The sequence below is a fragment of the Flavobacterium faecale genome (genome assembly GCF_048320115.1).
Taxonomy (GTDB): domain Bacteria; phylum Bacteroidota; class Bacteroidia; order Flavobacteriales; family Flavobacteriaceae; genus Flavobacterium; species Flavobacterium faecale_A.
The window spans coordinates 2,420,670-2,445,465 of record NZ_CP182943.1 but is presented as its reverse complement, the minus strand read 5'-3'; the positions used below and the strand labels follow the sequence as shown (position 1 = coordinate 2,445,465).

Genomic DNA, 24,796 nt, shown 5'->3' with positions numbered 1-24,796 from the left:
AAATCTGCGTGCCATTTTTTTATTCTGAAATTATTCGTTCCAATTTTTCCGAAACCGCAATTACCTTTCCGTTTTTTAAAACTCGGAATCCCTTTCCTTTTCCGTATTTCTCGCCTGTTTTGTCCCAAAGAATGGTAATAATATTCCCGTGGTACAACACATTATCCAAACAAAACCAATCCCATTTTTCCTGCGGAATCAATGGATTCACTTCAATCTTTTCATCAGCTCTTGGACGTAATCCTACCAATCCTGTAATCATCAAATCATTAAAAGTAGAATGGTTGTAATATCGGCTTCTTTCTCGGTCTCCCATCAACCAATAGCCAGTGGTTTCGTCCAAATATTCGCCTATATAAGGTCGTCCTCTGTAATATTGCGACTCTACATAGAGATTCATTTCCTTGAAATAATCCGCTTCATTGACTACTTTTTGACTGTAATTATTCAATACATTTACCATAGCTGTCAAAGTTTGCGCTGTTGCAAAAGGCCAAATCGCACCATCCCATTCACAAGTTCCCGTTCCGTGACTTCTAAAACGTGGACTTCTACGCTCGGCAGTGGTTAATCCAAAAGGAGCCGAAAATCCTTTTTCGTCCTTCAGTTGTTCCCATGCTTTCTCAAAACCTTTGCCTTGTGATGGCAAATTAAAGTACCACGGAATAAATCCAATCGCTTCTCTAACTTGCGCCAAAGTATCTTTCTCAGTAAATGTCTCAAAAAAATCTGATTTTGGATTCCATAATTTGGTTTCCACTAATTGCTTCAAATCCGCTGCTTTAGCTTTGAATTTATCTTCCAATTTTTTATCACCTTGCATCGCTGCCATTTTCGACAAAGCAATTGCATTTCCGTACATATAACTGTTAATCGTTGGACGTGCATTTTGTACTTTTCTACCTCCACTCAACGATTCCTCCATCCCGTCTTTTACATCATGTTGCCAAAACAATCCATCCTTACGCTGACGGTCTTTTTCCCAAACCGCATAATCCGTAAGCATATCGGGCATCATATCCATCAAAAAAATTTTATCATTATTCACTAAATAACGATTGTACAACGCATCGGCAGTCCAACTACTAAATTTATACAATTTCCCCATGGGTTTTCCTTCATTGCCACGGTACCACAAATGCACATTTTGCTCAATGTATTTTGGGTCGTGCAACCAACGGAACTCGTTGATGTGATGTCCCAACGCACAAGCAATCAAATTGTATTTATCGGCATACGAACGCTCTACCAAAAACTCCGTAATTCCATATCCTTGAGGGGTTTTGGTAATGTGTTTTCGTGCCGTCCACCAGCGGTAATAATACATCTCCTCAAAATTTTGTTGCGGACATTCAAAAAGCGGAATATTTTTTTCCATCCACGTCCAAGCACTGTCATTTGGAATCGCTTTCTTGATATTTTCATCTTCCATTTTGTTGAAATAATCCACATAATGTTTAAAATTTTCCTTCTGTAAAACAACTCCTTTTTCCCTTTTGGAATAATTCGCTCCCGATTTACAACCGCTAGACAAAGCCGCAATGGATAAACCTAGAAGAATTATTTTGTATTTAAAATGTTGTAACATATTCTAGTTTTTAATTTTAAAATTTTAATATGGGCGTGCCCCTCCGGGTCGTGCTGTTCGTTCCCGCTTTTTATAGAGCGGCAAAAAAAGCCACTCTATAAAAGAGCTCCACTGCCATCACTCACGCAAACGTCAAACAATTACCTGTTGTTCCTGCAAGGTCTTTTTTGACCTTGTAGGTGTAATTTCAACCTATAAGGTTTTTAAAACCTTGCAGGATAACATTTAGTCGGCATAAAAAACATAAGTCTGACCTGCTTTCATTTCCACATCGTATTGATTGTATTTTGGCAAATTTACTTTTGGTAATTTCGCTTCTTTCGAAATGATTGGTTTTTTTACCTCCACTTCATAAAACAACGGATTTGGATTTTTCCCTTTTGCCTTTTTCATTACAACACCTTTAGCCGCTTTCAAAGTATTTTCCAATTTTAATCTACAGTTTCCATCAAGTTTAGAGGTAATTTTCAACATCGAAACTTTGTTGTTTTTCCATTCCATATCCATCACAAAACCACCTCTAGCAACCAATCCTCTGATGCTACCATTTTTCCAAACCGTAGGCAAGGCGGGCAACAAATGAATTGCTCCTTCTTGACTTTGCATCAACATTTCGGCAATCCCTGCAGTGCAACCAAAATTTCCATCAATCTGAAACGGTTGGTGTGCATCGAGCATATTGGGATAGGTCCCACCACCTTTGCGTTGTTCAGGGGTTACCAAATGCAATTGATCTTGCAATAATTTATAAGCGTGATTTCCATCTAATAATCGCGCCCAAAGATTCACTTTCCATCCCATTGACCAACCTGTAGATTCATCGCCTCTGTAATTTAAGGAATTTTTAGCTGCTTCAAATAATTCTGGTGTTTTGATTGGCGAAATTTGGTTACTCGGAAACAAGCCATACAAATGCGAAACATGTCGGTGATTATCCTTTGGATCATCCCAATCTTGTAACCATTCTTGCAACTGACTGTGTTTTCCAATATGCATCGGAGCCATTTTAGATAAAGCATCCTTGAGTTTTTTAGCAAAAACTTCATCTGGCGCAACCAATTTGGACGCTTCAATCACGTGCGTAAACAAGTCAAAAACCAATTGATTATCCATCGTAGTTCCTGCCGCAATAGTAGAAGTTCCATCTTCACCTGCATGGGTGTTCTCTGGGGAAGAAGAAGGCACCACGACTAAGTAACCCGAATTAGGGTCTTTGACCATAAAATCCAAAAAGAACTTTGCCGCAGCTTTCATGATGGGATAAATTTCTTTTAAGTAATTTTTATCCCCCGTGTATAAATAGCGTTCCCATAAATCTTGTGAAACCCAAGCACTACCAGAAGGCCACATGCCAGAAGCTGCATAATCTACTGGACCTGTAATACGCCAAATATCAGTGTTGTGGTGCAATACCCAACCGTCAGCATTGTACATCATCTTAGCGGTTTCTTTTCCAGTCGCAGCTAATTCCTTTGCCATTTGTATAAAAGGCTCGTGCATCTCAGACAAATTAGTCAACTCTGCTGGCCAATAATTCATCTCGGCATTGATATTCATGGTGTATTTACTTTCCCAAGGTGGTGAAAGCATATCGTTCCAAATCCCTTGTAAATTGGCAGGTTGTCCTCCTGGTTGTGAACTCGAAATCAATAAATAGCGTCCGAATTGAAAATACAAAGCAGCCAATTGTGGATCAAATTGTTGGGAGAAATTTTTGATTCTTTCATCAGTCGTTTGATTCATTACAGGAGTGGTCCCCAAGTCCAAAGCCACACGATGGAAAAATTTTTGGTAATAATCTACATGCCTTTTTTTGATTGCATCATAATTTTTAGTCAAAGCTTTCGCTAAATAATCTTTGCTTTTTTGTTCTTGATTTTCATCCAAAGTTTTGTAATCCACAAAATTGGTTGCAATCGAAATGTACAAAGTCGCTTCATCGGCGCCATTGATGCTGATAATTCCGTTTTTGGAAGTCACAGAACCACCTATGTTTTTCACTGCTGTACGTCCTTGGAATTTGATTTTCCCTTTTTGACCTTCATAGGTTCCGCCCACTCCAGAAAGTACGATTTGGCCCTTATCAGAACTGGTAAAGGTTTTATCAAACGGACTGTTCATCATCACATTACAGCTAATCATTCCAGGTTTACTTGCCATTAATTTTACCGCTACCACTTGATCTCCAAAAGCGGTTAGGATTTCTCTTTTGTAATCCACACCATCCACCGTATATTTTACGGTAGCCGTAGCATTATCAATATTCAAATCACGATAATAATTGGTATAATTGGAATGGCCTGAAAACGAAATATAAACGCTACCAAAAGTTTGGTACGGCATACCGTTATTGGTTTGCGACATGATGTCTTTGGTTGCCAAATCTTGCGCTTCCTTATATTTTCCGTCAAAAATCAACTGACGCACTACAGGAAGTGCTTTAATAGATTGGTCGTGTGCATTACTATTTGGCGAACCTGCCCAAATCGTTTCTTCATTCAACTGCAAGCGTTCGACAGCAGGATCTCCAAAAACCATGGCTCCCAAACGACCGTTCCCTAAAGGCAAAGCTTCGTTCCAAATGGCTGCTGGTTTATTGTACCACAGTTTTAAATCGTTATTGATTTGTGCCAAAATATTATGACTTCCCAAAACAATTAAAATTCCGAAACGCATTAGCTGTTTTCTATTTCTTAACTTCATATTTTATGTTTTTGGGTCAAAGACCCTAATTATTTTTCTAACACCAATTCTATTGTCGTAAAAATTTCAAGAATTCCTGCAAGGTTTTCAAAACCTTGTAGGTGCCTTTCTTTTAACTTACATACCTACAAGGTCAAAAATAGACCTTGCAGGATAATTAAAGAGTTACCTGAGTGCGTCAGTTATTGCTTCAGCTAAACTTTCATTTTCATCGGAGCTCTGTAAACTACGTTTAAAGCTAATTACCGAATTAGTGTAAATAACTCGATCTAAAACTTATATCACTTCTTAACCTCATAAATTCTTTCATTTTTTTCTCCGAACATTTCATATAGTTTGTGAATGTCTTTTAGTGTGTTTTTGGGCAAATTTTCTGCTTTGTTACCAAAAACATATAGTTTTTCATAAGGTTCGACCACAGCTAAAGATTCATCAATTTCTCCTTTAGCATTCCTTACTTTATCCAAATTCAATCCTAAATATTTGGCCATAAAGGGGTACATTGCCATTCTTTTAGAAGTTCCATAATCGTGGCCTTCTTTTGGGAAATGAGCATTTTGAACCAATTCTTTTTTACCAAACAAGCTATAAGTGCGTTGAATAAAAGGAAACTCTAATTCGGGTACAGCCATCGTCCAATCACCTCCATCAGAGATAATCAGTTGTGGACTGGGTGCTGCCATAGCCGCGATTTCGGCATTATTGGTTCCGTTGCCACATAAATGAATTCCACGACCGCTTTCGCAAGGACAGCCTCCCGAAAAATGTGAAGACACCATCACCACAGGAACCGAAACTTTGATTCGATTATCCAAAGCCGCCAAAAACATTGTATGCGAACCACCGCCTGATCCTCCTGTTACTCCTACTCGAGAAACATCTGCATATTTTAAGGTTGAAACATAATCTAGCAGACGCATACCACTCAAAGCTTGAACTGTAGCGGCAATACTATTGCGATGCATTTCAGGCGGGAATTGCAACAAGGATTCGCCCCAAGCAAACAAATCATAATTGACAACAATGGCTCCCATTTGTGCCAAAATAGCACAACGTTTTTGCTCATCGGCACGGTAACGACCATCGCCAAAATGCCCATTTGGAGTAACAATAATCGCCGCTTTTTTATTTAAAGGATACGGCTTGTAAATCGACCCCGTTGTGTAAACTCCAGGCAGAATTTCTAAACCGACATTCTCAACTGTATAATTTTTGTATTTTCGAATAGGAGTCAAAATAGGTTTTGATTTAGGCATGTCTGGCGCTTTGTCCAATCCTAAAGAAGTGCGAATACAAGATTGTAATTCGGCTTTTCGTTTTTCCCAATCTGATAACCTAGGGTACAAATGTGTCAAATAATTCAACCTACCTTCCGCTTTGTCCATCGAAATTTTATAATGCTCGTATTTTCGAATCAAATAAGAACCATCAGGTTGTTTGAAATACATCAACTCAAAAGGTCCTAAAACATTCGCCAATGACAATTCTAAATTCCCTGGCTCAATTCGCCAATCGGCATAATTGAGTTCTTTATCTTTCAACAAACCACGATTATCCGTCACGGTGATATGAAAGATACTTTCAATTTTTTTGATGGTTTCTGTCAATGGCCTTTTATAATCGTTATCCGAGTTTTGGGTTTGCGCATTCGCAAATGTTATTGTCAAAACTGAAATTAACAATACTACTATATTCTTCATTTTCATTATTTTAGATTCTATTTCCTACAAGATTTTGAAAACCTTGCAGCAGAGATTAGAATTTATCTTATTTTATACATTCAATCCTATAAACTCCTGAACCCAGTTTAAAAACTGTTTTTTTCTCTTTTTGGTCAAAATCAAACTGTTTCAATCTTTTTGCATTGACTTTAATTTTCATCATGATATCCGTTGGTAATTTGATTGTTGCAGACGTGTTTGCTGGAATTTCAATTGTGAAAATTAATTGACTGTCGTTTTTTTCCCAATTGGAAACTATTTTCCCATAAACCGATTCGTAACTCGATTTCACAAAAGTCATATCACCCACAATTTCAGGCTGGATGAAAAAATGCTTGAATCCAGGATGATTTTCGTCAAGAACAATTCCGCCTAAACTTTGGTAAAACCATTCCTCAATTTGCCCCATCATAAAATGATTCCAAGAATTTCCTTTGCGTGGATCCCATTGTTCGGTCAAAGTGGTTAAGCCAAATTTAGTTTGAAAACCATAACCTGGCGCCTCGTAGTGATTGTTCATTTTGTACATCATTTCATTTTCATCATTTTGAGCCAATGCTTGAAACAAATAACGATTGCCCACATCACCTGTTGTCAAACGGTCGCCTTTGGCTTTGATGTCTGCCAGTAAATTTTGCATCACCACTTTTTTATTTTGCGGTTCTACTAAATCCATAAAAATAGCAACAGCATTACTGAACTGACTTCCTGTACCGTATTGCTTGGTTTTGGAATCAAAAAAATGCTTGTTGAAAGCTTTTTTGATACTTGAAGCTAGCTTTTCATATTTTACTATATCATCCCCTTTGTTCAATAATTTTGCTGCTTTGGCTACCAGACTCGTACCATAATAAAAATGCGAGGTTGCTGAAAGTGCAATCGGACTATTCTTTGAATATCCCGCAGCATGATCCCCATAATCGTACCAATCACCCAGACCATAATCTACGATATGATTTTTAGATTTGGTCGATAAATAATCCACATATTGCTTCATTACGGGATAATATTTATCTAATAAAGAGCGATCAGCATACTGTTCATACTGCATCCAAGGCAGGATAATCCCCGTTACACCCCACTCTGGCGAATCGGTGAAATCCCCGCCAAAAACTACATACTCGGGAGCAATGGTAGGAATCATACCATTATCGCGTTGGGCATCGGCAATGTTTTGCATGATGGCTGGAAAATAAGTTGCCATGTTGTAATTGAACATCAAACCTGGTCCATTCAAATGAATTTCTTCCAACCAACCTAATTTTTCACGATGCGGACAATCCGTCAACACCGACTGAAAATTACTTTTTATAGCATTATTGATTAACTTGTGTGCTTTGTTAAAAATCTCATTTGAACATTCAAAAGTCCCTGCTTCACCTGCCGAATTATAAATAAAATTAGATTCTAAATCGACTATCGTAGGTAAATCAGCGTTGGTTTTTTTTTTAAAATTAACGTTTTCGATTTGAATGTATTGGTACCCATAAAAACTAAATTTAGGTTGCCAAGTCTCAACTCCTTCACCTTTTAAAGTATATTGAAAATAATAGGGTTTTCCAGATCTTCCTTGCGAAATAGTTCCATCATCGTTCAAACCTTCACCTGTCCACATTCGAACCACTTGTCCTTTTTTTCCTTTTACTTTAAGTGTTGGAAATCCCGAAAGATTTTGTCCCATATTGAAAACAAAGAAATTCGGCTTTAGCTCTTTGGTTACTTTAATAGCATATTTTTTCTGAATGGTAATTGGTGGAGCTGTTTGTGCTTTCAACATTCCTTTTGGTGCTTCTTGGATAACGACTGGTTTCCAATTCGCATCATTAAATTGAGGACTGTCCCATCCTTTTTGTTCCAAATTCGCATTGTAATCTTCTCCTCCAAAAATACTGTTGAAAGTAATCGGGCTTTTGCTGTATTTCCAACTCGCATCGGATTGAATGATTTCCTCCGAACCATCTTTATAAACGATTTTCATTTTGAAAAACAAAGTGGGTGGACCAAAACTTACATAAAATTTGGTGTACCGATCTGCCAAGGTATTGTACATCCCGTTTCCTAAAACAACTCCAATGGCATTGTCTCTTTGAAAGTCGGCTTCCGTTAATTCGTAGATATTGTAATTGATAGTTTTATCATAATCTGTCCACAGAGGTGCAAACTCGCTGTTACCAATTTTCTTTCCGTTTAATGTCAGTTCATAATGTCCCAAACCTGAAATACAAACCATGGCTTCTTGGATTTCTTTTTTGATTTCGAATTCCTTTCGCATCAAAATACTTCGAGTCGCTAGAGAATCTGCTGCATTAATTAGTGCTAATTTCTTCTCTCTTTTGAAAGTTGCGGTATGGTAATTTCTGCCTTCAGGCAAATGACTATTGGCTTTGGTAATCGCTCCTATCCAAGTAGGATTCAAATCTTTTCTATCAGCAATTGTTCTAAAAAAAGCCGTTTCACTCCAATTAGAAGCTTTACTTTTTTGATTCCAAACTTTCACTTTCCAGAAATATTTGGTCTCACTTTTTAATTCTTTTCCTTTATAAGAAACCAACTGACTTTGGCTTGAATTTACTTTGCCCGAATCCCAAATATCTCCTTCATTATTTTGCAATACGGTTTCAGAACTAGCGACTAAAATTTGATAGGCTTTTTGAGAAACATTTAATTCATTGGAAACTAATTGCCAACTTAGCCTAGGTTGTGTTAGTACCACAGCAACGGGGTTTTCGGCCATTTCACATGTTAAATGTTCAGCAGTAATTTGTCCTTTAGAAATGAACGATATTAGAAAAAAAAGAGGAATAATATGTTTTTGAAATTCTTCATAATTTAGTTTCACGCAGATCTTGCAGATTTACGCAGATTTTATTTTTAAATCTTACAATTTCTTTGTTACCAATGATTTGATATTAAATACTGCTTCAGGAATTTCTTTTCCAGTATCCTCTAAATCATCAAAATCAGGTGTATCAGGAGCTGTATCTGGATTCGGACTGTAACGTTGCTCACCAGTACGGAACATAATGCGCTCAAAGCCATCAACGGGAGCATAAAATATCTTGGTGGATTCTTTACCTTCATTAACTTTCACGGTATAAGAACGCGACTTGACTTCTAAATTCACCGTGATTTTATATTCCTTGTTGGCTTCGTATTTAGCAATACCACTAAAACGAGCCCCGTTTTTTACTTTCACTTCTCCATCGGCATCAAAAACCAATCGGACAGCAGGTAATCCTTGTTTGTTTTGGAATTCAATTTGCAACAAACCGTGATTGTTTTGTTCTGGTTTGACAATAAATGTCGCTTCCATTTTTGTTGCAAAAGGTATCACACGTTCGGCACGAGCATAATCAAATGCATCTTTATCACGCAAGATCAAGCATTTCGAACCGTCTGAATTTGTCTCCAATTTGGTGGAAGCCCATGCCAAATCATAGGTGTTCCACATTTTTAATTCTTCTCCATCAGGTAAATTATTAAAAACATCATTCACATCCTTAGTCACCACACTGGTCACAGGAACCGGAACCGAGGCTACCCAAATATCTTCTTTGTTCACACTATAACTCACCCAAAGTTTGCCATCAGGAGGTGTACCGTTGTTTTCGGTAATTCCGCGAACGTATTGTGGTCCCGCTGATTTGTAGTTTCCACCGTAACGCATCGGACTGATTTCACCGTGTACCAATAACAAATCGGTATAATTCAAGCCATCATCAGAAGTTGAAATTGCCAATGGCCAACGGTATTCTGAAGGATTGTAAACTGTTGCATAGCGGTTATCAGATGTTTTTTGTCCCCAAATCTTAGCATTACTGTTCACAAAACCAGGTGCACGCAAAGGCATGTATTCCCAAGATTTTCCACCATTTTTACTAATCGATGTTAAAGCATGTTTCCATAGACCGACTACATTTCCGTTAGGCAAATGGTAGTAACTAAACGCTTTGTAAGGCTTTTGAAGGGGAATTAATTCGTCATCACGATCGGCTTCTTCCACCCATTGCTGCACAATCAAAGGTTCTGAAAGTATCTCTTCACAGGCTTTTTTGAACCCTTTGTCTTTTGATTTGGTATAAAATGGAAAAGCTGATTTTGACTTATCCCAAGATTTATTATAACGAATAAAATAGATTTCGCCATAATTACCGTCTTTTTTAATTTCACGAATCACTCGACCAATCCCTTTTCCATCATTAGGGTCGTCTTTAGCATCCATCGCAATTCCATAATAGGCCAATGCAAATAGGCGCTTATCCTGAGAAGTATAAAACCCCATACGTTGGTGCATGATAGCGTCTAGATTTTTGGCAACACCATCAACGCCTTCTTTTTTCCATCCATCAGGTATGCGATAGATTGGGAAAATTACTTTAGGCATTGTCCACGAAACCCCATCTTTAGAACTCATGATAAAAGTTTGACTTGGGGGAATGTGTTCTCCAGTTGGGTCACTTAAATATTCTAAATAAAAGGTATTATTCCAATAGGCCATGGTGGGTTGGTGATTGTAGGTCCAACCAAATCCATCTGATTTCTCAGGATGCTCTCTACTGGCGCGCATAATTTGTGTGGCATGAACTCCTACCGCAGGACTCAGTTGTCCGTGGTGGTAATCAATATTTGAAAGGGTTTTACCAACGTACCGTACAGTATCATTTTGTGCCAATGTAGTATTCAAAGCTCCACAGGTCACTAAAATAACAGATGCCGTTGCTAAATTTTTCTTTATGTTTTGTAGTGCAATCATTATTCTTTTCTTTTGTTTAGCCAATCCTTTTAGAGTATAAAACTCTCAAAGGGTTCAGCCTTAATTATCTTTTTTCAATTAATCCTCTCAAAATTTTCTTTGAAATCGTGGTAATTGTTCCGTGTTTGTGTCCTTCTGGAAGTGTAATTTGGTTGCTTACATCTTCAAAGGTTTTAAAATCTGAGGTCTTGGCTGCCTTGTAATTCTTAGCACCATAATTGTCATAAAAAATCAACCAATCCTTATTTTTTCTTAAAACAGTTGGCCCTTCAGACAAATAATCAGTAAAGGGTTCTGAAATATTTTCGAACGGACCAAGAGGCGATTTTCCAAAAGCCACTTTGATGTTTCTGTTGGGACGAGTATTGTCTTTTAGTACTAAAATATAGTCGTTTTGGGCACGCTTTATTAACACACAATCAATCACACTGAAACCAGGTTCGAAAAATAATTTGGCCTCCGAAAAAGTTTTAAAATCCTTGGTCGTTACATAATACATTCGGTGGTTATTTTTCTCTTCTTCTTGTCCTTTTTCATAGCGAAACGGAATCGTAGAAGCCCAAATGATGATGTAGTTATCGGCATCCTCATCATAAAAAATTTCAGGCGCCCAAACGTTTACCACTTCAGGCTCATTTTTCATTACGGAAATGTATTCTTGTTTTGACCAATGAATTAAATCTTTGGAACTGGCATAACCAAAACCGTTACCCCCACGCCATTCGGTTGTCCAAACCAAATGATAAACACCGTCTTTGCCTTTAACAATCGATGGATCACGCATGATTTTTGAATCGCTCGAACCCAACTCTGGTTTTAAATAGGTAGCTGTTAAATTTTCCCATTGGTAGCCATCCTTGCTATACGCCAAACGCAACCCTTCTGTTGCGGGCTCTCTAAACGAAGTAAAAAGATAGATTTGCTTCGAAGAAGAACAACTCAACAGGAAAAAAATGACTATTAGTATTAAAATTATTTTTTTCATTATTTTATTATTAAATGGGTCAAGCTAAAGTCCAACTCAATTGAATCTACGTTTCCTACAAGGTTTTTTCCTGACCTTGCAGGTCTATAAAATTCAAAAATTACACCTACAAGGTTTCGAAAACCTTGCAGGAGCCCAATTATTCAATAATTGCTTTTTTATTTAATTCTTTACCTCTTTTCACAACTGTTGAAACGTTATGGAAAACATTATTTTTCAGAAAAATGGCTTTTGTTTCTTTTCCATCTGCTTCAATGAAAACATCGGTTGCATTAAAAGGAAAATTATTGCTAATCATGGTATTCGATACATTCTCCAATTTGATTACTGGAATTCCTTTTTGTGGTGATGAAGAACCGACGTTGTCTAAAATGATATTTTTAGAATCTGTTATTTTGAAAGAAGCCCCAATAGTCGCATTCACTTTTACATCGTGAAATTCTACATCGGTCGCTGTACTTAGGGTAAAACCTTCTTTGGCTTCCATATTGATATTGGAGAAAGAAATATTTTGAATCGGCATTTCGCTAATTCCTAGAATCGCACCAGCTTTATTGATATTGGAACCTGTGATATTACTCATGTGAATGTTTCTAAAAATAGGTGTTCGCTCTGAAACAGGTTCTTCTTTGGCATCTTTATCATAAAAAAGATTCAGCACGATCGCTTCTTGTTTGATGTCTTTCATAACAATGTTATCCACTCTGATTTCTTCAACAACTCCACCTCTTCCACGAGCCGATTTGATGCGAATACCTCTGTCGGTTCCATCAAAAACACAATTAGAAATCGTGATTTTCTTAATTCCACCAGACATTTCACTTCCTATTACTACACCACCATGACCGCTCAACATCGTACAATTGGTTATCGTTACATTCTCTGTTGGACGACCGTATTTACGACCATCGGCATCACGACCCGATTTGATTGTAATACAATCATCACCTACACTGATATGGCAATTGGAAATACGAACATTTTTGCAAGACGAAGGATTGATTCCGTCCGTATTAGGGGAATGTGGATTGAAAATCGTAATTCCAGTAATGGTCACATTGTCACAAAACACTGGGTTTATGGTCCAGAAAGGGGAATTTTGAAAAGTCACTCCTTCGATTAAAATATTTTTACATTCATAAGCTTGAAAAAAAGCAGGTCTGAAAAAGTGTTTATCAATTGTTCTTTTGTAGTATGGTTCATAGGTAATTCCTTTATTTTGTTCTACCCACATCGTTTGGTATTTTGTTGGAGCCAAAGGCACTTTCGAACCTTCAATTCGGTACACTTCATTCCACCATGCTTTCCCTTGACCGTCAATAACACCTCTACCTTTGATGCTAATATTCTCAGCGTCCTTAGCATAAAACAAAGGCGAAAAGGTTTGCATCACGATTCCTTCATAACGCATTTTAACAAATGGCAAATAGTCATCAAAATTCTCCGAGAATTTCAACAAGGCACCCGAATCCAAATAAATAGTGATATTACTTTTTAATTTTAAAGCCCCTGTCAAGTATTCTCCCGCAGGAAAAAATATCGTTCCTCCTCCGTTTTTAGAAGCTTTATCAATTGCGCCTTGAATGGCTTTCGTACAAATAACACCTTTGTTGTTCCCGCCTTCGTTGAGGATATTCAACCAGCCATCATTTGCGAAAGCAGCATTAATTCCTGTTATAAAACAGAGTATTAGTATGATATTCTTAATTTTCATAGGCTTGTTTTGGCACGCAGATTTACGCAGATTTATTAATATTATTATTGCCTTGTTAAAGAAGGATAAATCAAATTTAAAATCAACAAAAATTGTGGATTATAAGGATGTGATTTCTCCTTTTTCGAAATGACAAAAAAGTGATTATTTTGATTTTAAAATTAATACCCAATCATTACCCTCTTCATTTTTGCCAGAAGGCTGAAAATCTTGAGTTCCTTTATTCGCAAAAGTTCCTATTTTAGTTGTTTCGCCGTTTCTTGGATTGTACCAATTAGCCTCGAGATCGCTTCCCTCTATTTTGCCCATATTTACAGCTATTTTTTTTCCATTATAGGTATAAATCAACGCATAGTTTTTTCCTCGAGTGGCTGCTAAATAATCGTATTTATCACCTTGATTGGCTATTAGGGATTGGTCTGGAATTCTTTCAAAATAAGGGAATTCTAACATCAACTTTTTAAGGTATATCATTTGTCCAGCTCCAGGAGCATGGATGGCTTTGTTCCACAATTCTCTGTTACCATAAGCTGGATTGTCTCCTTTTCTGAACATTTGCATGACGGCACTATGTCCATAGGTATATCCTGAAGCGCCTGCAAAAACAGACCAATAAGCATAACGTCTTACATCATTGGCATTCCATTTCGGCTGTAAAGTATCGTGTAAACCATGTGGAATTCCTTCGTAAGACGGCTCTCCATCCAATGTTGGTTTGGTTGGTTTTAGTGCATAATCTCTTTTTACATATTTGAAATTATCCTCTTTGAAAGAAGTTTTAACCGTATCTTGATCGTAGGTTTTATGTCCTGATTGAAACATGTTAAAATCCAACCATTTTGCTTCCTGGAAATTTTCAGAGGAATCCGTTCGTCCATAGGGGTGAAAAGTCATCAACTGGTCAGGATTGCTTTTTTTGATTGTACTTCCAATAGCGTTCCAAATGTCTTGAAATTCATTTCCTTTGGTGTCCCCACCATTTAACCAAATGATATTGGTTTTGTTTTTATAGCGGTCTGCCAAAAACTGAGCGTATTTTTGTGCTTGTGCTACGTTTACTTTATTTCCTTTAGCCACATTAGTTCCCCAAACAGGTACCATCGCCATGTAAATTCCGTTTTGCTCCGCCACTTCTAAGGCATAGTCCAAATGGTCCCAATAATCATATTCCTGAAGGTTTTTATAATCGTTTCCTTCAGTCGTTAAAGGTTTAGATACATCCTCATTGGTCAATGCCAAATCACCGTATACATTTTTCACATCCAATTTATGCAAAATCATAATTTGGATCACATTGAAACCTTTATCTTTTCTATCTTCAATATAAGTTTTGATTTCTTCTCTATTCAATCTTCCTAACATCAGCCATCCCGTATCACCCAGCCAAAAAAATGGCTTCCCATCTTCGGACATGAAAAAACGTTGGTTTTCAGAAATTTTCAACTTGGGTAATGTCGCTTCTAAAGCAAGTGAATCGTTGCTCTTTTTATCCTCTTTACAAGATGTAAAAAGCAGAGCAAAACTGGCAATGAATAGATACAAATAGTTGTTTTTGGTAAGCATTTGGATTTATTTTTTGTGTATGAATAGTATTTTTTCTTTCGTAATAGCATCTGAGAATGTCACTGTTTTTCCACCTCGAATGGTTTCTATTTTGGAAACGATTCCTGTCTCCGCATTAATCGCAAAAACATCAAATTGTCCATTGAACGTAGTCAAATTCACTGTAATTTCTTCATTTTTATTTTTATAAAACAAATAGTTTTCTCCCTTTTCTTCCAATTTCCAAACCGAATCAGAAAAATGGCTTCCTGCAACTGTTTTCATTTTGGCAACAGCCAAATGAAAATCGGATAATTCGATTTTCGGAATCGCCGCTAAGGAACCTCCACCCATCAAAACGCCCCAACCCATTCTATTTGCCCCAGGAGTAGAACAAATTACTGCTTTGTCAGGATAATTTTCTCGGTATTGACGAACGGCTCTATAGGTTTGTTCCAAAGTTTCTTTGCCTGTTTTCATTTTTCGAGCGTGTTGGCGTGGGGCTAAATTCTTTCCTCCTTCGGGTGCGTAAACCGAGCCGTCTTCTTTGTAATACCAATATTTGATATCAATTACATCAACTATTTTTACTCTTATTGGATCATTTAAAATGGCGTCTTGGACATCTTTGGTTGCACTCAACGCAGTCTTTGATTCATTTTGATGTGACTTTTCATAATTGGCAATCACATCTATCCAAAATTCCATAAAAGATAAAGGCCCAGTATATTCGGCACTTGTTAGTTGTAGTACATTAGCATTGTCCTTGAAATTTTCTAGGTTTTTCTCAATAAATGCTTGGTGTAACTTACGGATGTTAGCATTTTTAACATCATAGAATTGTTCAGCTATGAAAATTCGTTTGTCCCCTGCATAAGGTGGTGGTTCAGGCAATCCTGTTGTATTAATATTATTAGCTGGACGCCAAGGCGAACTTGACCAATGTGCTCCAGCTTCTAAAATATTGTGTTGAAAATAGTGTTGATTCATCAATATTTTATTTTTTGGAGTGGCCAATTCGGCAAAGGTTTTTAATCGATTCCAATACCAAGCGTTGTATCTCGTCAAATCATATTTACTCAATTGATCCCAAGCTAATCCTTGTCCGCTACGGTCAAAAGGTTGCTCGTAAAAAGGTGCCCAAACATCGGCATCTATTCTGCGAATGCGTTCGTGATCTGCCATTCGTTGTTCGTACCACAATCCGTAATTATGGTCTAGCGATGCTTTGTTTTTCGCTACCAAATAATCCACAGTTTCCGACAAATTATCGGTATAACCCAAACCGTAATGTCCAGGTACAAATCGAGTAATATGTGGTCTTTCTTTGGCAACATCAGATTCTCGCAAGCTTCCTCTCCACCAAGGTACATCAACTATTTCGCCAGTAAGTATTGCATTATCAACAATTAATAAACCATTATTGATGGTGATTTTGTTGGTATTTGTTGTCGAAACCGCAACTGTTTTAACTTCATCAATACGTTTCGCTTTCCCATACTCAATCGCAATCGGATTTCTAGTCGCTGCATTAGTGATGAATTCTTTAAGAGTTTCGTTTAATTGATACGCTTCAGCAGTTAAGACCGCTGCTTGTTCTAGAGTTGGACTAGAAGATGGCTCCGAACCTAAATCCATAATTTGAGGTTTCATTGGTAATTTACCCAAACGTTGTTCGAGTAACGCATAAAACAAACTTCTTGGATTGATGTGATTGTTTACGTCTTTCCAATGTCCGTTTCCTGCCCATTGTGCCCAAACACCAAAGGCCCAATTGTTAGCCGTTGGCGGATTGTAATTTTCGATTTTAGAGGCTGATGTTTCCCAGATAACACTGTTGGCAACATTCCAGCCTAAGCCTCTTGCGTCTTGTTCTTTGTTTTTAAAACTAATGGCGTTTCCATCAATTAAGGCAACATCAAAAAGAATTCCGGTTGCCCAACTTCCCACAGCTCCACTAAAACTATAAGGCAAATACGCTTCACATTGTAAAAAAACATTGGGACCTGCAGAGGCATAACCTCCCACAACAAAATCATTATATCCAAATTCAGAATAACAACGTTGAAACAAAGTTTGTTGCCCTTCGGTATAAAATGTATTTCTGCGGAATGCGGCTATTTCCGAAATGGGATTTAAAGCCAAGCAATCTTCAACGGTGATTCTTTTTGCCGTTTTTAAAATTGAAACCGCACCACCTGCAAATTGTTCAAAATTCACTTGTCGCACCCAAACATCTTCGGCATTTTCTATCGAAATTCCGTGCCATCGGTGTTGTTCGTCTTTTGGATTTGTGGTATCATAATCCGATTTCAAACTCAAATTTTCAATCCCCACTTGATTAATTCTACCCGACCAAGAATAACTTACCATAGTAGATTTTGATAATTCTTCGTCTAAAGCATTGGTTAAAGGAGCGTCTATTGTGATTGTATTTCCTTGAACTGCGGTAATTTCTCTATCGGCACGAATCACAAAATCATCACTTTTCCAACCAATCCAGCCAGTTTCACCACCAAAATCATTCATTGACAAAATATCAATCCATTTTTTAGTGATGGGCGTATTGATAACAATAGCGTCTCCTTTTTTGAAAGCTGCAGCATTTTTTAGGGTTAATTCCGTTGCTCCCAATGGGGTATAATTATTGGCTAATTCTTGTGTTTCCTTAAAAATGCGGTTATTAATCCCGCTAATATTGATAATTGCTTTTCTATTAATTGAAGTACCTAAAAGAACTGTTTTATCAACTCCACATCCTCGTAAAACAATTCCGCTAGAATTTATTTTTACTTCACCCGAGACTTTGAAAGTTCCTTTGTCTAAAAGTATTGTCCCTTTGAATCCATTTTTATCTGCTTTTGCCTTTGCAATATAATCCACCGCAGCTTGAATTGTGGCCGTGGCATCACCCTCAATATGAGGTACAAAAACCTTAATAGCCACATCAGGAATCGCAACTGAAGACGCTTTATAACCCGCATACGAAAAATCAGGGATTTGGTTTCCTTTTGCATCTAAAGTCCGTATGACTTTACCTTCTTTGGTTATTATGATATCTGGAAAACTGTTTTGCGTCCAACCATTTGTTAGCACAGACAGTTGCAACACCAAAGCAATCAATACTTTGTTTGAAAAAATTATTCTTTTAGTATGTCGAAAAATACAATTCAAGGGTACTATCATTTTAAAGGATTGTTAACTAAATTACTGCAATAAACCATTGCTCAATTTAGCTAAAGTATCTGTATTATTTTCTAATTTTGACCAATCCACTTTTTGATTAGGATCAATTCCGTTAAAATATTTTTCAATATTCGTATAACCGTCACCATTACTGTCCTGATTTGCATCAGTAGCGTCTTTTGGATTTAAACCGTATTTTTTCTCCCAAGCATCTGGAATTCCGTCATTATCAGAATCTTTATAAGCTTTCCCTTTGTAATCTGGGTAACCTCCTACTTGCTCTGGACTGGTGATTATTCCTTTTTTATAGGAATCTGCAGGTAATCTTCTTTTGATAAATTCTTTTCCGATAGTGTTTTCTAAACCATCTTTAAACTCAATTTTACCTGTACGTACTTGTTTTATAATACGCTCATCCACCGCATCTCTTTTTGGTAAAGTGGCTCCTGCATTGTTCAACACAAATTCATATGCTTCCTTTGCTTTCATAATAGTAATCGTAGGCATAGGAAATGCTTTTGATTGTTTGATTAGTTCCAAATAGTCTTTTGCTTTATCGTGTGATAAATTCTCAATTTGTACACCGCCATTCCAGTTGTCAGCAGTCACTTCAGGCACGCCGTCAATGTAATTTCCATTGACATACGCTCTTCCAAAAGTTTTAGGAACCCTATATCCCGATTCAGGTTTTAAGATTCGGTAGCGAATAGGATCATCTTTAGGAGTAATTGGTCCTGGTTTGAAATAATTATTGATGATGTTAAACATGGAGCGATAATCTCCACCATCAACCGAACGATTCCACCAGTTGAAAATCACATTGTTGACAAAATTAAAATCGCCATACATCCCGACAGAACAATTCCTAGAAATATTATTTGCCCATAAGTTTCTCATAAAGGTAGAATTTAATCCCCCAATAGTACTACCAAAGGCGTGATTGTATGTATCCAAACCTTCAGACGAAATGGTGTTTTGAATAGTGATATTGACCGTTGGAATTTTCTCTAATTTTGATTTGTCATTGGCTTGAAATTGATGACGATACATAGAAATATTTTCGTCTAGCCCCCAACTTACAGAACAGTGGTCAATTATCACATTTCCGATAACGTTACCACCCAAGGCATCATCTCTACGAGTAACATCAGTAGCTCCACGTCTGAAACGCATATGTCTTATAATCACATCATGAGTATCAATAATCAAAGATTCCCCTGCAATACAAATTCCGTCACCTGGAGCCGTTTGTCCTGCGATGGTGACATAAGGCGCTCGCATACTGATGCGGCTTTTTAATCGAATAATTCCCGAAACGTTAAACACAATTGTTCTTGCCCCCACAGCTTCACAGGCCTCTCTAAAAGTACCTTTTCCGCTATCTTCTAAACTTGTAACGACGAATATCTTTCCACCACGACCACCTTGAGTATAAGCTCCGCCACCTTCGGCACCTGGGAAAGCAGGAATTTCAGCTTGTACCAAATCTTTAGGATAGGCCGCCCACGGAATATAAGGACGTCCTTGCTTGGCTTGCTCTTTAATAATATGAGCATTGTCAGCCCAAATTTTATCTAATCTTCTTTCTTCCTTTGCCCAAAGAGAATCTGACTTTGCTTGCAGTTCGTGTGGAATCTCAGGATATTGAGCATATACTGAACTAAAAACGGAACAGAAAGAAACTAACATAAATGTTCTTTTAAGAGCGGTATTTCGAAAGTTATTTTTCATGATAATGATGACAAATATTTAAAGTAGTCTTAGTGTTTGTGAACTAGTTTTGTTGAGGATAGTCAAGGATAAATTCTATATCAAGACGTTTACCGTTAACGTTTTTTTAAATGGGCTACGACTCCCGAAGCTCATTATAATTAAGACAGGCGTATTTTATGTTATTTCGACGAAGGAGGAATCACATAACGTGAACACCTAGTGTGATTCCTCATTCTTCGGAATGACAAAGCAGGATGTTTTTCCTTAACTTAATGACATTTTCCGAAACTTCGGGACAGCCTCGCAATAGGAACTAATGTTTTTTATTTATTCTTTTCTCGTTCTTCAACACGCTTGTGCCAATCTTCACTTTCTTTGTGCAAATCATAACCTTGTGCCGACAAATAGTTGTTGATTCTTCCTTTGTATTTTCCAAACCAACCGTGTTTTTCTTTAGAACTTCCCCCGTCCATTGCGTGCTCTCTGGCTTCCACCAAAGCATCATAAATGTATTTTTTTTGCGCCTCAGTTAAATTTGGCAACATATCATTGTAACCCGCAACAGTAATAGGAAGTACACCATAAGTCATTCCGTCTTTTACTTCCACAACTTTAGCTTCGTTTAACTGAGTTTCTAAGGCTTTGACATAAGATTTATGCAATTTACTAACCGCTTTGTCTGCCTTAATTTTAATCTTTTCAATTTTAGTATTTTGTTTTTCTTTGGATAAACTACAAGCCTTTACTTTCTCGACTTTAGCATCACGAGCATCGTGAATTTTACTCAAGTTACGAAATTGCCGTGCGATGATACTAGACACTTTCGCTTCTTTTTCAGAATTGTTAAGTGCTAATTTTTCGACAATTTTGGCAGCCCTTTCATTGGTTACTTTTATGTATTCTGGATCTAAATGCTGTTGTGCTTGCAATGTACAGAACACAAGCAATAGCAAAAACGTAGACTGTATTTTTTTATTTATTAACATGCTTTTAAAAATTTTGAATTTGCTCTTTTTTAAAAACATCCTTACTTCACAACTTACATTGTGAAATAAGAATGCTGGGTAAAAACTAACTACTAAACTAACTATAAACTAATTGATTAAGGGCTTTGTTAAAGTCTCCTTATTATTTTTTAAATCTTTCCAATTCACTTTTTTCTTAGGATTGGTATTGTTAATGTATTCTTCAATATTGGTGTAACCGTCCTTATCTGAATCAATAGACGCATCAGAAGCATCATTAGGATTCAAACGATTTTTTTTCTCCCAAGCGTCTGGCATTCCATCTTTGTCAGTGTCGACATAAGGAGTTCCTTTGTATTCTGGATAACCTCCTACTTGCGAAATATCAGTGATAATCCCTAATTTATAAGAATCTGGACCTAAACGTCTATGCTCAAATTGGTAAAAAGAATTAGGGTCAAGTCCTTCCACATATTCTGGTTTTCCTGTCTTGACCACTCTTACAATTCGAGTATCTACAGGATCTCTCTGTGGCAATGTTGCACCTGCATTCTTAATGACATAATCATAAGAAGCTTCAGCAGACATGATTTTGTTAAACCAAGGCATTGGCATCGGCTCGTCAACTCTCATTTTAGGAAAATAAGTTGAAGCTTCTTCAAAACTCATCAATTCTCCTTTTTTGTTTTCCATTTGCACGCCTCCATTCCAATTGTCTTTAGAAACTACTGGATTCCCTTCTACTACATTACCGTTTACGTAAGCTCTACCAAAAGCTAAGTACGGAAGTTTACTTCTTCCTGCTTCAGGTTTTAATATACGGTAGCTAATAGGTTCATTCAAATCAGTTGCTGGACCTGGCTTGAAATAATTATTAATAATATTATATTGAGCAGTATAATCACCACCATCAATAGAGCGGTTTACCCAGTTAAATATAACATTGTTAACAAAATTAAAAATTCCATTCCAACCAATTGACGGATTTCTACCCGTATTAGAAGACCATAAATTTCGAATAAAAGAGCAATTTTCTCCTCCTAACGTACTTCCAAAAGCATGATTATAGGTATCTAAACCTTCTGCAAACAAACTATTTTGAATAGTAACATTTACCGTAGGTAATTTTTTATCTGCAGAACCAGGTGTACCATCATTGTACATATGTCTGTAAAATGACATATTTTCATCTAAGCCCCATGTTCCTGAGACGTGATCCATAATAATGTTTCCTATTGGATTTCCTCCAATAGCATCGTCACGACGACCTACAAAAGTTTCTCCTCTACGAAAACGCATATGACGGATAATCACATCATGTGTGTCTACCCAAATGGTTTCACCCGAAACACAAATCCCATCTCCTGGAGCTGTTTGCCCTGCAATAGTAACATAAGGTGCGCGAATGATTAATGGACTTTTTAATTTGATGATTCCTGAAACATTGAATACAATGATTCTAGCACCACCTTGTTCACAAGCTTCACGTAAAGTACCTGTACCTCTATCTTCTAAGCTAGTAACTGTATATACTTTTCCGCCACGTCCTCCAAAAGTGTACATTCCTCCTCCTTCTGCTCCTGGAAATGCAGGAATATCGGCTTGAGGTAAATCAGTAGGCCTTGAAGCCCAAGGAATAAAAGGTTTTCCTTGACGTTCTTCTTTTTCGATAACAATCAAAGCTTTTTCCCAAGCTTCATCTGAAAGTCGGTTGGCTTCATCTTTAATGGCTTTTTCTCTGGCTTGCACCTCGGCACTCAATTTTGGATATTGAGCAAAGGATTTTGTACTTCCTAAAAGCAATAGAAAGAGCATTAAAAAAACTGATTTTTTGATACAAATTTTCATTATTGTGGCAATTTTTAACTAAATCACCTGCATCTTAGAGATAGAATACAGGTGATTGAGTTTATTATTAATTTAAATTATTTATTCTTGATAGTTGTAAGTTCCTGGGCCTCCCGTGGCTCCCGTCCAACCTATGGTTTGTTGCAACCAAGTATTTTGACTTAAAATACCATTGTTTAATCCCATAATATAGTAATTTGGTCTCCATTTAATTTGAACAGCAGTACCATTGACATTATCCATTGGTGTATCTAAAGGTTCTACTTCCAAATTTGTAGTATAAAAATTAGCCAATGCAGTTATTTGAGCTGCAAAATTCGCCGCATCAGGATCCACTGAAATCCCTGCTCTTTGTGCTATTAATGGATCGATAGTAGTAGCATTTGCTATTTTATATCTTAAATTATAACCTGTACGTTGGGTTCCATTAATTGGAGGTAAATCCAATTTTGTACAAGTGTTATTAATTGTTCCAGAAACTGCTTCGTCACTATACAACATCCAACGTTGTACATCCCAGAAACGCTTACCTTCATAAGCTAATTCTATTCTACGTTCATATAAAGCAGCATTAATTGCTGCATATTTGTCTGCTAATGTGCCTAGACCATAATTATTTGCTGCAGGAATTCCTACGCGGTTTCTCACTTTACCAATATAAGCCACAGTATTTGCAATATCTCCTTTAGCGGCATAACATTCAGCAATGTTTAGCAACAATTCAGCATAACGGTATTCAAAAATATCAGTACCTGAAAACTCATAGCTTGAATTACTAGCTACAGGGTCTGACATTTTTCGGACAAATACAGGACTCGATTCTCTATTGTTATCACTATAAGTGGACACACCAGTATTAGGAGCACTATTCCAACGATAAGACCAAATTGTATGAGTTGCATTTTCTTTAAAACCCCATTTAGATCCTGTAAAGGCAAAAGTTCTATAAAATCTAGGATCACGATCTTTGAAGAAAAGGAAGGAATCATAGTTGTTGGCTACGGTTGGTTTAGTACCATTTGCCATAGGAAACAAATCAATCATTTCCTTTGGGGCTTCAAGACCACCACCACCACCTTGGCTAACTAATCGAAGTCCTTTTTCCCAACCATTATTAACAATAATATTACCTTGACCACTACCTAATAATTGAACTGTAATGGCCTCTTTACAAAAAGTATTGTTGATCAAGAACATGTTTTGCCAATCTTTTGCCGTAGTACCGAACAATCCAAAGCCATCCGCAGTTAATTGTGTTTCTGCCGCTAATCCAGCTTGTAAAGCTGCATCCCAACGTTCATTTGATGAATCCCAGTTTTTGTTAAACAACGGACTAGCAAAAGTTAATAATACTCTAGCTTTTTGAGCTAAAGCCGCTCCTCTTGTGAAACGACCATAATTAGGCGCATCCCATTGTCCAGGCAACAAAGTTGCTGCCAAATCCAAATCTTTTGTAATTTGTGCAACCACTTCAGCTACACTTGCTCTTGGATGTTGAATGGTTACATCAGTAGAGGAAGCATTCTCAACAGTTGTAACAATTGGAACACCACCATAAGTACGCATTAAATCAAAATACTGAATGGCACGCAGGTAGTACATTTGTCCTTTGGCACGATTACGGTAAAGTTGTGATAAATTAGCTCCTTTCGAATCAATATTCTCTAATAGATTGTTACAATCTCGAATTCTATGATACGGTTCATTTTTAACTTTATTCTCTAATTTGGTTCCATAATACCCCGTTGGTACATCATTAGAAGTTGAAAAAGTGAAATTTGGATTAATCAGTCTTCCAATTGGATTATCTAAAATCCCACCCATTTCTTCCGTTAATCTAGATTGATCCGTTGTAAACGAACCTACTAACGTTGCCTGTGGGCTGGTGTAACCAGCAAAATAATTATAGTATAATTTATTAATATACCAATCGACACGTTCTGGGTTTTCATAGAATGTATCGTCATATAGACCATAGTTTTTCTTTTCTTGCAAAAAATCATCACTACAAGAAACACCTAAAACTACTAAAAGTGCTAAGGTTATATATCTATTAATTGTTTTCATAATCAGTTTTT

At 37.0% G+C, this 24,796-nt stretch carries 13 protein-coding genes; all 13 read right to left on the bottom strand.

Features of this window, described 5'->3' with window-relative positions; translation table 11 throughout:
• Nucleotides 1–19: 19 nt before the first annotated feature.
• The 13 genes from ACNH59_RS10265 to ACNH59_RS10205 all read right to left on the bottom strand — a co-directional run bounded on the left by ACNH59_RS10265 (nucleotide 20) and on the right by ACNH59_RS10205 (nucleotide 24,785).
• On the bottom strand, nucleotides 20–1,588 hold the full coding sequence (locus ACNH59_RS10265) for an MGH1-like glycoside hydrolase domain-containing protein (protein WP_418262455.1): 1,569 nt from the start codon (nucleotides 1,586–1,588) through the stop codon (nucleotides 20–22).
• Nucleotides 1,589–1,813: 225 nt separating this feature from the next.
• Nucleotides 1,814–4,291, bottom strand: a complete 2,478-nt coding sequence (locus ACNH59_RS10260) for a glycosyl hydrolase family 95 catalytic domain-containing protein (RefSeq protein WP_418262454.1) — start codon at nucleotides 4,289–4,291, stop codon at nucleotides 1,814–1,816.
• Nucleotides 4,292–4,572: 281 nt separating this feature from the next.
• Nucleotides 4,573–5,991 (bottom strand): acetylxylan esterase, encoded by a 1,419-nt coding sequence (locus ACNH59_RS10255; protein WP_418262453.1) that lies wholly within the window; start codon nucleotides 5,989–5,991, stop codon nucleotides 4,573–4,575.
• A gap of 67 nt (nucleotides 5,992–6,058) precedes the next feature.
• On the bottom strand, nucleotides 6,059–8,851 hold the full coding sequence (locus ACNH59_RS10250; RefSeq protein ID WP_418262452.1) for a glycoside hydrolase family 78 protein: 2,793 nt from the start codon (nucleotides 8,849–8,851) through the stop codon (nucleotides 6,059–6,061).
• Between the two features lie 39 nt (nucleotides 8,852–8,890).
• Nucleotides 8,891–10,765 (bottom strand): six-hairpin glycosidase, encoded by a 1,875-nt coding sequence (locus ACNH59_RS10245; protein WP_418262451.1) that lies wholly within the window; start codon nucleotides 10,763–10,765, stop codon nucleotides 8,891–8,893.
• A 64-nt stretch (nucleotides 10,766–10,829) separates the two neighbouring features.
• Complete coding sequence (locus ACNH59_RS10240) at nucleotides 10,830–11,750, bottom strand: glycoside hydrolase family 43 protein (RefSeq protein WP_418262450.1); 921 nt, start codon at nucleotides 11,748–11,750, stop codon at nucleotides 10,830–10,832.
• 139 nt (nucleotides 11,751–11,889) lie between these two features.
• Nucleotides 11,890–13,464 (bottom strand): glycoside hydrolase family 28 protein, encoded by a 1,575-nt coding sequence (locus tag ACNH59_RS10235; RefSeq protein ID WP_418262449.1) that lies wholly within the window; start codon nucleotides 13,462–13,464, stop codon nucleotides 11,890–11,892.
• Nucleotides 13,465–13,608: 144 nt separating this feature from the next.
• Nucleotides 13,609–15,027 (bottom strand): glycoside hydrolase family 140 protein, encoded by a 1,419-nt coding sequence (locus ACNH59_RS10230; RefSeq protein ID WP_418262448.1) that lies wholly within the window; start codon nucleotides 15,025–15,027, stop codon nucleotides 13,609–13,611.
• Between the two features lie 6 nt (nucleotides 15,028–15,033).
• Nucleotides 15,034–18,192: a DUF6298 domain-containing protein gene (locus tag ACNH59_RS10225; RefSeq protein ID WP_418262447.1), complete on the bottom strand. Its 3,159-nt coding sequence runs from the start codon at nucleotides 18,190–18,192 to the stop codon at nucleotides 15,034–15,036.
• A gap of 21 nt (nucleotides 18,193–18,213) precedes the next feature.
• A complete protein-coding gene (locus ACNH59_RS10220; RefSeq protein WP_418262446.1) occupies nucleotides 18,214–19,881 on the bottom strand; it encodes a polysaccharide lyase in 1,668 nt (555 codons plus the stop codon).
• A gap of 347 nt (nucleotides 19,882–20,228) precedes the next feature.
• Nucleotides 20,229–20,891, bottom strand: coding sequence for a DUF3826 domain-containing protein (locus tag ACNH59_RS10215; protein WP_418262445.1), 663 nt, complete (start codon nucleotides 20,889–20,891; stop codon nucleotides 20,229–20,231).
• Nucleotides 20,892–20,999: 108 nt separating this feature from the next.
• On the bottom strand, nucleotides 21,000–22,718 hold the full coding sequence (locus ACNH59_RS10210) for a pectate lyase family protein (protein ID WP_418262444.1): 1,719 nt from the start codon (nucleotides 22,716–22,718) through the stop codon (nucleotides 21,000–21,002).
• 81 nt (nucleotides 22,719–22,799) lie between these two features.
• Complete coding sequence (locus ACNH59_RS10205) at nucleotides 22,800–24,785, bottom strand: RagB/SusD family nutrient uptake outer membrane protein (protein ID WP_418262443.1); 1,986 nt, start codon at nucleotides 24,783–24,785, stop codon at nucleotides 22,800–22,802.
• Nucleotides 24,786–24,796: the final 11 nt, after the last annotated feature.